The following is a 686-nucleotide window of genomic DNA, read 5'->3' on the forward strand; positions in this document are numbered from 1 at the left end:
CTTGCCGCCGAGGGGATTCCCGTGGCGGTGACCTGCAGGGTGTTGAAGTTCAGCAAGCAAGGGTACTACCGGTGGAGAGCCAGCCCGGTGACGGAACGGGACTGGGTGGACGCCCACCTGGTCAACGCCGCCTTGGACATCCATGCCGACGATCCGGCGTTCGGATACCGGTTCATCGCCGACGAGCTCCCCGMGAAGGGCATCACGGCGGGCGAGAACAGGGTCCAGCGCTTGTGCAGGGACCACGGCATCTGGTCGGTGTTTTCGAAGAAGCGGGGCCTGAACCGGAAGCCGGGACCGCCGGTCCACGATGACCTGGTGGAACGTGACTTCACCGCCGCGGCGCCGAACGAGCTGTGGCYGACCGACATYACCGAGCACCCCACAGCAGAGGGGAAGCTTTACCTCTGCGCGGTGAAGGACGTCTATTCCGGGAGGATCGTCGGGTACTCGATGGACTCGCGAATGAAATCCTCGCTTGCCGTCGCCGCGCTGGAGAACGCAGTGCGGTCACGCCGCCCGGCCAACACCGTGGTGCATTCGGATCGCGGGTCCCAGTTCCGGTCCCGCCGCTTCGTCGAATCGCTCAGGCACCACGGGCTCACCGGCTCGATGGGCAGGGTCGGTGCGTGCGCGGACAACGCCGCGATGGAATCGTTCTTCTCGCTGCTGCAGAAAAACGTCCT

Annotated in this window: 1 protein-coding gene; it reads left to right on the forward strand. The window is 65.4% G+C overall.

Features of this window, described 5'->3' with window-relative positions:
• Positions 1–686: IS3 family transposase (locus AC1DCZ_RS19350; RefSeq protein WP_476976011.1), on the forward strand; the 686-nt coding region annotated here is incomplete at both ends.

Source organism: Arthrobacter sp. 10N418 (assembly GCF_056394725.1).